This window comes from Microvirga sp. GN3 (assembly GCF_055792825.1).
Genome location: NZ_JBVVAK010000247.1, coordinates 1 through 8,337, shown reverse-complemented (window position 1 = coordinate 8,337; position 8,337 = coordinate 1). Strand labels below are relative to the sequence as shown.

Sequence of the window (8,337 nt, the reverse complement as noted above, 5' to 3'; positions counted from 1 at the left end):
TGCGGCACCGGACCGTGCGCACGAAAGGCTCGCTGTCTCCAACGACCGCCCGGCTGACGGTCTTCAAGCTGCTGATGGCGGCCGCGAAAAGCTGGCGTCGGCTGATGGGCGAAAACCAGTTGCCGAAGGTGATCGCCGGTGTCAGGTTTAAGGACGGCACCGAGATCATTCCGATGCCGACAAACAGCGCCGCCTGATCGGCCCCGTCACCCAAAATCCGTCATAGCTCCCACCAAGTGCATAACGTTGCTGCGAATTCATGGAGTCGGCGGGATCATCATCGGCGCCGATGATGATCCCGCCGAATTTCTATTTTGAGCCGCTAAACCAAGGCATTGCGCAGCCCTCGCCAGGGTCAACCTTTGGTGCCGTTCCACATCCTGTAGATCACGGTACAATCTTCAAAAAGAAGGGAGTTGCACTCTGACTGGGTCTGGAGAACGACTATGGCCGACATTGGGACACGTCCAATCATCCTATGGGACACCCTCAAGCTCTCAGCCAAACCCTTGCTGGGTCGCTGTGATATTCTAGTGGTGGCTGACATGAAGGTTCAGGAGAGAGGGCGGAGGCATTCTGATGAGTACAGGATCAACTTTGAGCTAAACCGACATCATGGCCTCGTGGCCTATGACACTGAAGTGATGGAATCAACTGGGGCGGATGGTCCACACTGGAGGTATTCAGGGCGGCGTGATTTGGTTGTGGCAGTGAAGGATCGCTTCCTCACAACACAGCTCTACACCTACATGGCTGGTCAACTGGGCTGGACTCACAACCCAAGCGTTGAGCTAGTTAATGCACCTTTGGACCCATGAGCTAATCAACCAATCCGTCCTGGAACATCGCCCATCCAGGATGGTTTGTTTGTGCCTGGTGCAGTCAACTTAACGCCTTTACTTGCTCTTGCCGACGGTCTGGCGGGAACGAGGTACCGCATTTTCAACAGGTTCGACCGGCAGTTGGCAACCCAAAATGGCTGTTGCTTGGTTAAGTTGACGGTGCCCGTCAGCGCCACAATGGCGGTGCTGTCAGCGCAGTGGTCTCTCGTCGCTTGCCTTCGCCAAGCCGATTACGCCCAAAACCCCGCACATCGGGTGAGCTACATCCTTAGCGCAAGCGCCGCTCAACAGTTTGATATCGAGCCCCCTTGAAGGCTTGACCATATCTCAGGGATCTCATCCGGCTTCAGGGCAATTCCGCTCGCGGTCAGGAGATAGGTGGCCTTTCCGGCTGGGCACTCCTCTGTCATGGCCACTCGAAGATCCTCCCGAAGGGTCGGAAATCCCCTTCCGTCCTCCCACCTGGCAGACTCGCATAGATCCAGAACCCCTGGCCAATACTGAAGGCAAGCAGGAGCATCCAAGTCGCTTTTGATCAACATGACCGCCGCATGGGACGTGAGCAGTGTCTAGTTTCTCGCGCAATATCGCTAAAGTGAAGGGGTAAGCCGCAAGCTCAGGTCGCATCTGTCCAGTTTTTATGCACTTTATTTCGCGGGAGAACTCCGCCACCATACGACCGGAGACGCGTCAATGTCCGAGAGTGCGCAATCGGCAATGGAGATCGAACGGCGTGGCCAGGATGCAATAGCCTTCCAAGCCGGGCTGCCCCCAACAGACATCCGGAATGTCGACTACTTTCACAAGGTGGTCGATTGCCAATGGGCTTGCCCTGCCCATACGCCGGTTCCCGAATACATCAGGCTGATTGCAGCCGGTCGCTACACTGATGCCTATATGGTCAACTGGCATTCGAACGTCTTCCCCGGGATCCTGGGACGTACGTGTGATCGTCCGTGTGAGCCGGCCTGCCGGCGTGGCCGGGTCGAGTCGGAGCCTGTCGCGATCTGCCGCCTCAAGCGTGTCGCCGCCGACAACAAGGAGGACATCTCGTCTCTCCTGCCAGTTGCGCCATTAGAGAGAAACGGCAAACGGATCGCCCTGATTGGCGCTGGTCCCGCCTCGTTGACGGTCGCTCGTGATTTAGCGCCGCTCGGCTACGAGATTGTCCTCATCGATCGAGAGGAGCGAGGCGGCGGGATGATCCGCAGCCAGATCCCCCGATTTCGGCTGCCCGAGGCAGTGATCGACGAGGAAATCGGCTACATTGTCTTAATCGGGAACATCGAAACGCGGTATGGCGAACCGGTCGAGAGCCTACGAACTATCCTGGAGGACGGCTACGATGCCGTGTTTATCGGCACTGGCGCGCCACGCGGGCGCGACCTTGATCTCCCAGGTCGCTGGGAGGCCGCCGCGAACATTCATATCGGGATCGATTGGCTGTCCAACGTGTCCTTCGGCCATATTGATAAGATTGGCCGCCGGGTCGCCGTCCTTGGCGGCGGCAACACCGCCATGGACTGTTGCCGCACGGCCCGCCGCCTCGGGGGCGAGGACGTCAAGGTCGTGGTGCGCTCCGGCTTCGAGGAGATGAAGGCATCCCCCTGGGAAAAGGAAGACGCCATCCACGAGGGCATCCCGATCCTGAACTACCTTGTGCCGAAGGAATTCACTCATACGCAAGGTCAGCTCACCGGTGTGATCTTCGAAAGGGTGGCGGCCCGGAGGGATGCCAACGGCCGGCGTCAGCTGCTGCCCACCAAAGAGCCGGATATTCATATCGCGTGTGACGACGTTCTTATCGCAATCGGTCAGGAGAATGCCTTCCCCTGGATCGAGCGAGATCTCGGGCTCGAATTCGAACGCGGGGGTCTGCCAAGCGTTGATGCCCTCACGTATCAGTCGACCCTTCCGAACGTGTTCTTCGGCGGCGACGCGGCGTTCGGACCCAAGAACATCATTTGGGCTGTGGCCCATGGCCATGAGGCGGCAATCTCGATGGACCTCTTCTGCCAGGGCAAAAGTCTGAGCGACCGCCCGCCGCCCCGGACCAACCTCGCGTCACAGAAGATGGGCCTTCACGAGTGGTCCTACGACAACGAGATCTCCCTGGATCTCCGTTACAAAGTGCCGATGCGTGACCAAGCCATTGCGCTGAAGGACATCAAGGCCGAGGTGGAGCTCGGCTTTGATCGGGCGCTGGCCTATGCCGAAACGCAGCGTTGCCTGAACTGTGACGTCGAGACAGTGTTCACGCGGGACCTGTGCATTGAGTGCGACGCATGTGCCGATATTTGCCCGATGGACTGCATCACCTTCACCGTGAACGGCCCTGAGGAGGACTTACGGGGGCGCCTCACCGCACCGGCTCTCGATCGGGCTCAGGATCTGTATGTCTCCGATACCCTCACAACGGGCCGGGTCATGGTGAAGGATGAGGATGTCTGCCTTCATTGCGGTCTCTGTGCCGAGCGTTGTCCAACCGGTGCTTGGGACATGCAGAAGTTCGTGCTCGCTATGGCACATGCTTACGGAACCAAGACATGCCAGCACCGCGTCTAGAGAGTACGAACGACTTTGTTATCAAGTTCGCCAACGTCAATGGCTCGGGCTCCGCAAGTGCCAACCGGCTCTTTGCCCGCTCCTTTCTCCGGATGGGCGTACCCATCGCGTCGCGCAACATCTTCCCGTCCAACATCCAAGGTCTGCCGACCTGGTTTGAGGTTCGGGTGACCGAGGCCGGCCATCGTGGGCGTCGGGGCGGCGTTGATCTCATGGTCGCAATGAATCCGCAAACTTGGGACAAGGACGTCAGCGAGATCGAGCCGGGAGGCTACCTCTTCTATGATTCCACCCGACCGATGCCGCCTTCGAAGTTCCGGAGCGACATCAACGTTGTCGGCATGCCACTGACGGCGATCTGCAACGAGCGCTATACCGATTCGCGGCAGCGGCAACTGTTCAAGAACATCATCTATGTGGGTGCCCTCGGGTCACTCTTGGGGGTCGACATTGCCGAACTTGAGCGTCTCATCGCAGAGCAATTCCGTGGCAAGGACAAGCTCATCCCGCCAAATTATGAGGCGCTGCACCTCGGTCGCGATTATGCCGAAACGCACCTGAAGGGGAGTATTGGGCTCAGGGTACGTCGTGCTCAGGCGGTAGGCGACCGTATCTTTTTGGAGGGCAACGACGCTGCCGCGCTCGGAGCGGTTTACGGCGGCGCGACCGTGGCGGCCTGGTATCCCATCACGCCCTCGACATCACTTGCCGAGGCGTTCGCAAAGCACTGCCGAACGTTTCGCACGGATCCGGACACCGGCCGAAGCCGCTATGCGATACTTCAGGCCGAGGACGAATTGGCCTCGATCGGGATGGTGATCGGCGCTGCCTGGAACGGCGCCCGGGCCTTCACCGCAACCTCCGGTCCTGGCATCTCGCTGATGCAAGAGTTCCTGGGTCTTGCCTATTTCGCCGAGATCCCGGCCGTGATCTTCGACGTGCAGCGTGGAGGTCCCTCGACCGGGATGCCAACCCGGACCCAACAATCGGACATCTTGATCGCGGCTTACGCCTCCCATGGCGACACAAAGCATGTCCTGCTGTTCCCCAAAGATCCACGGGAGTGCTTTGAGTTCGGAGCCTTGGCGTTCGATCTCGCTGACCGGCTCCAGACGCCGATCTTCGTCATGCTGGATCTCGATATCGGCATGAACGAGTGGCTGTGCGAGCCTTTAACGTGGGATGACAGGCGCCAGCTCGACCGCGGCAAGGTGCTCACTGCCGAGGAACTCGAGGCAGGGCGCGAGTTCGGCCGCTACCTTGATGTGGATGGCGATGGAATCCCATACCGCACCTATCCCGGCACGCACCCAACCAAAGGGGCGTTCTTCACCCGGGGAACCTCCCGTGACCGCTATGCCCGGTATACCGAGGAGGGCGCCGCCTATGTCGACAATATGCAGCGCCTGCTGCGCAAGTTCGAGACAGCCAAGGCCTTGGTGCCGAAGCCGCTACGGAGGAACGTCCGACGCCCGACCCGCTACGGCGCGTTGTATTTCGGCTCGACGGCCCCAGCCATGCACGAGGCAGTCGCAGCCTTAGAGGCAAAGGGCATTGATCTTGACCTTATGCGTGTGCGCGCATTTCCGTTCAGCGACGAGGTGATCAACTTCGTTCTTGATCACGATCAGGTTTTCCTCATCGAGCAGAACCGAGACGCCCAGTTGCGGACACTCCTGATCAGTGAGGGAGCACTCGATCCAGCGCGCCTGATTTCGGTGCTGCACTACGACGGCACGCCGATTACGGCTCGCTTTATCATCGACGAGATCGCCAGACGCTGGGCAGTCCTGAACGGTAAAACCAGCCGGGAGGCCGCAGAATGACATACCTCGCAAAGCCCAAGTTGCGCCACCCGCATTTGGCCGAGAATGTCCTCGGCTACACGCATCGGGACTACGAAGGTGCGGTCTCCACCTTGTGCGCAGGCTGCGGTCACGACTCTATCTCTGCATCAATTATCCAGGCCTATTTTGAGCTTTCGATCCCACCGCACCGCGTAGCCAAATTGTCGGGGATCGGGTGCTCGTCGAAGACCCCCACTTACTTCCTGGGCGCCAGCCACGGCTTCAACTCGGTCCATGGCCGAATGCCGTCGGTTCTCACCGGGGCCGCGTTGGCAAACCGGGACCTCATTTACCTTGGAGTATCGGGAGACGGCGATTCGGCCTCGATCGGCTTGGGGCAATTCGCCCACTGTCTCCGGCGCGGGGTCAACATGACCTACATCGTCGAAAACAACGGCGTGTATGGCCTCACGAAGGGCCAGTTCTCTGCGACCGCGGACAAAGGCTCAAGATCAAAGAAGGGGGGCGGCAATCAGGATTCCTCGATCGATCTGGTGAGTATGGCGATTCTTCTCGGCGCTACCTTCGTGGCACGCAGCTTCTCCGGAGACAAGGCGCAACTCGTCCCACTGATCAAGGCCGCGATAGAACATCAAGGCGCCGCCTTCATCGACTGCATAAGCCCTTGCGTGGCGTTCAACAATCATCCCGATTCAACGAAAAGCTACGATTACGTTCGGGCACATAATGAGGCAGTTAACTACCTCGACGTGATCGAGGACCGCGATGCGATTACCGCAGATTATGCTCCCGGGAGCATTGAGACCGTGACCCAGCATGATGGCTCAGTTCTCAGGTTGCGCAAGCTCGAACCCGATTATGATCCGACCGACAAGCTGAAGGCGGTGACCTATCTGCAGGAGCATCAGGCGGCTGGCGAGATCGTCACAGGCCTGCTCTACGTGCACCCCGAGCCTGAGAGCCTGCACGACAGGCTTCATACGGTAACCGGTCCGTTGAATATACTCTCGACTTCGGAGCTCTGCCCTGGAAGCGCTGCTCTTGAGGATCTGAACGCCGCACGGAGATGAGCAAAGCGGCAGCAGGAGTGGGGTGTCTCAAACTTGTATTCGACTTACTGGGTCAATGAACAACTCCGTTTGACCTGACCGGGATTTTGAACCAGGCCCATTGAGAGCCTACTGCATGATTGTGGGTGTGGGTAGCTGCTGTGCGATGACCTCCAGAGTGACAGGTGCGGGCGGTTGGTAGCCGAGAGCGAAATGAGGCCGCACGCGGTTGTACAAAGCGACGACGGAACGCCCACAGGGCCGAAGAGCGGGAGGTTCTGTATCCGTGGCACCCCTGGGCCGGGTGCATCGTCCAGCTTGATGAGGTCGTCGAGAAGAGGGCTGGCGATTGTGCTCTCTGTCGCCACGATGGTGATCCGTCCCGCAGATTGGAACTCCCTCTCTGGATGTTCGACCGGGCCATGTGTGCGCCGATGCGGGTTGAGCTTGCTCCTCAGGTGGATATCGCCGCAATCCAGGCTTTGACGGCGCTGCTGGCGAATGTGTCGAAGCGAGCACCGTCGACTCCCACAGCTGCGACGGCAAACTGGATCTCTCACGACGGGAATCGGGGAGAGGCCAATGCGACGCCAGAGCAACCCTCATCATGTCCTTCGGTCCAGACCAGAGCAGTTCGACCTGTTTGCCCAGCCAAGCGACGGCGGCCAGCCGCGGATGCCAGACTGGCGAACTCTGACTGCGGAGACGCAGCAGGCGCTGACGAACCTGATGGTTCGCCTGATCCTCGAACACGTCCGTAACGACGGCCGTCCCGCGCATTGCTCCGGTCCACTGGGCTGCCGGATCCGAGGGCGAGACGAACTTTGGCTCGACATCAGTGGCCGCATCCCAGGCGGCTTCGTCCAGGGTGGCGAGGTACTCGCGCACAGCACGAGGGGCAGCGTCAGTATGGTCTTTGGCTTGCCAGTCGGAGCCTGCCAGGGAGCGCTGCTTGTTGGCATCGGCCTGGATCAGGCTGGCGACCACGGCAAAGCCTTCACCGCCGACCAGCCCCTCGCCGAGGCAGCGCTGCACCACCGCCTCGAACAGGTGACGGAACAGATCGCTCTCACGGAAGCGCCCATGCCGGTTCTTGGAGAAGGTGGAGTGATCCGGCACCTTAGCCTCCAAGCCCAAGCGGCAAAACCAGCGATACGCGAGATTGAGGTGCACCTCCTCACACAGGCGCCGCTCGGAGCGGATGCCGAGGCAGTAGCCGATCAGCAGCATGCGGATCATCAACTCGGGATCAACCGAGGGTCGGCCTGTGGTGCTGTAGAAGCCAGCCAGATGCTGGCGCAACCCGGAGCAGTCGACGAAGCGATCAATGCGCCGTAGCAGGTGATCGGAGGGGACGTGGTCCTCGAGCCGGAATGCGTAGAACAGGCTCTCCTGCATCACGAGACGCTCGCCCATCATGACCGGATCCTCCTGCTGAGAATGCACCATCAGGGAATCATGATCCACCGCCAATCACGACGACTTTTTCAACGAAATCGGCACGGGAAGGACCTTATCCGAATTTCCGCATAGGCGGGGTGAGCTGACCTTTACGCGGTTGCGCTCAAAGGCCGTGCTTGACCCATAGCGGCCCTTCACGTGGAGGTAAGTAGGTGCTTGCCTCTATCGAGCGTAAGGTCAGCAGTAGCCTCCCTCCGAGAGGCAGAGTCTTTAATCCGCGTCATTTCTTAAAACCTGTATGACGAGAGATACGGGACGAACAGTCCTATGCAGCGTACGCGGTCACTCGTAGAGACTGAGGCTTGGCCTGATCTAGCTAAAGCTCAATCAGCGCCTTGATGACGCCGGCGTCGAGTGTCGACCAACTCGGGACAAGGTCTGGAGCCTCATCGAGGCCGCCGCGGTGACTGGCAAGCGCAGCGACTGGAACCTGGCCGCTGCGCATAGCGTCGAGCACCATCTCAAAATCATGCCTCGTGGCATTACGACTGCCTAATGATCTTCACTAAAGACCTGCAACGGAGAGACCTGCGTGCCGAAAGAAGCTGGTAATGAGCTCAGGCCGTTGCTGCAGGCGGCCGAACTCGCGGCGGGCCAGGCGGTGCAAGTCGG

Annotated in this window: 5 protein-coding genes and 2 pseudogenes; 5 read left to right on the top strand and 2 right to left on the bottom strand. The window is 59.6% G+C overall.

Going from position 1 to position 8,337, the window contains the following annotated elements; translation table 11 throughout:
* The 5 genes and pseudogenes from ACS5Q1_RS45050 to ACS5Q1_RS45030 form a co-directional block, all read left to right on the top strand.
* Window positions 1-197 (top strand): annotated as a pseudogene (locus ACS5Q1_RS45050) (IS256 family transposase); the annotation flags it as partial.
* Between the two features lie 249 nt (window positions 198-446).
* Window positions 447-818: a hypothetical protein gene (locus ACS5Q1_RS45045; protein WP_473104312.1), complete on the top strand. Its 372-nt coding sequence runs from the start codon at window positions 447-449 to the stop codon at window positions 816-818.
* Window positions 819-1,607: 789 nt separating this feature from the next.
* Window positions 1,608-3,407 carry an FAD-dependent oxidoreductase gene (locus ACS5Q1_RS45040; protein WP_473104313.1) on the top strand — a complete coding sequence of 600 codons (1,800 nt, stop codon included), beginning with the start codon at window positions 1,608-1,610 and terminating at the stop codon, window positions 3,405-3,407.
* Window positions 3,389-5,233, top strand: a complete 1,845-nt coding sequence (locus ACS5Q1_RS45035; RefSeq protein WP_473104311.1) for a 2-oxoacid:acceptor oxidoreductase subunit alpha — start codon at window positions 3,389-3,391, stop codon at window positions 5,231-5,233. The genes ACS5Q1_RS45040 and ACS5Q1_RS45035 overlap by 19 nt, the downstream gene beginning before the upstream one ends.
* Window positions 5,230-6,285: a 2-oxoacid:ferredoxin oxidoreductase subunit beta gene (locus ACS5Q1_RS45030; RefSeq protein ID WP_473104310.1), complete on the top strand. Its 1,056-nt coding sequence runs from the start codon at window positions 5,230-5,232 to the stop codon at window positions 6,283-6,285. The genes ACS5Q1_RS45035 and ACS5Q1_RS45030 overlap by 4 nt, the downstream gene beginning before the upstream one ends.
* Before the next feature lie 744 nt (window positions 6,286-7,029).
* On the opposite strand, the pseudogene ACS5Q1_RS45025 reads toward ACS5Q1_RS45030, so the two are convergent.
* Together ACS5Q1_RS45025 and ACS5Q1_RS45020 are read right to left on the bottom strand one after the other, a co-directional pair.
* Window positions 7,030-7,683 (bottom strand): annotated as a pseudogene (locus tag ACS5Q1_RS45025) (transposase); the annotation flags it as partial.
* A gap of 358 nt (window positions 7,684-8,041) precedes the next feature.
* The gene (locus tag ACS5Q1_RS45020) at window positions 8,042-8,185 is read right to left on the bottom strand and encodes a hypothetical protein (RefSeq protein WP_473104309.1); all 144 of its coding nucleotides are present in this window, start codon (window positions 8,183-8,185) and stop codon (window positions 8,042-8,044) included.
* Window positions 8,186-8,337 lie beyond the last annotated feature (152 nt).

Bases quoted from the DNA above. Each gene is read 5' to 3' on its own strand.
- ACS5Q1_RS45030 (WP_473104310.1), top strand. From the start codon at position 5,230: ATGACATACCTCGCAAAGCCCAAGTTGCGCCACCCGCATTTGGCCGAG.
- ACS5Q1_RS45020 (WP_473104309.1), bottom strand. From the start codon at position 8,185: ATGGTGCTCGACGCTATGCGCAGCGGCCAGGTTCCAGTCGCTGCGCTT.
- ACS5Q1_RS45035 (WP_473104311.1), top strand. From the start codon at position 3,389: ATGCCAGCACCGCGTCTAGAGAGTACGAACGACTTTGTTATCAAGTTC.
- ACS5Q1_RS45045 (WP_473104312.1), top strand. From the start codon at position 447: ATGGCCGACATTGGGACACGTCCAATCATCCTATGGGACACCCTCAAG.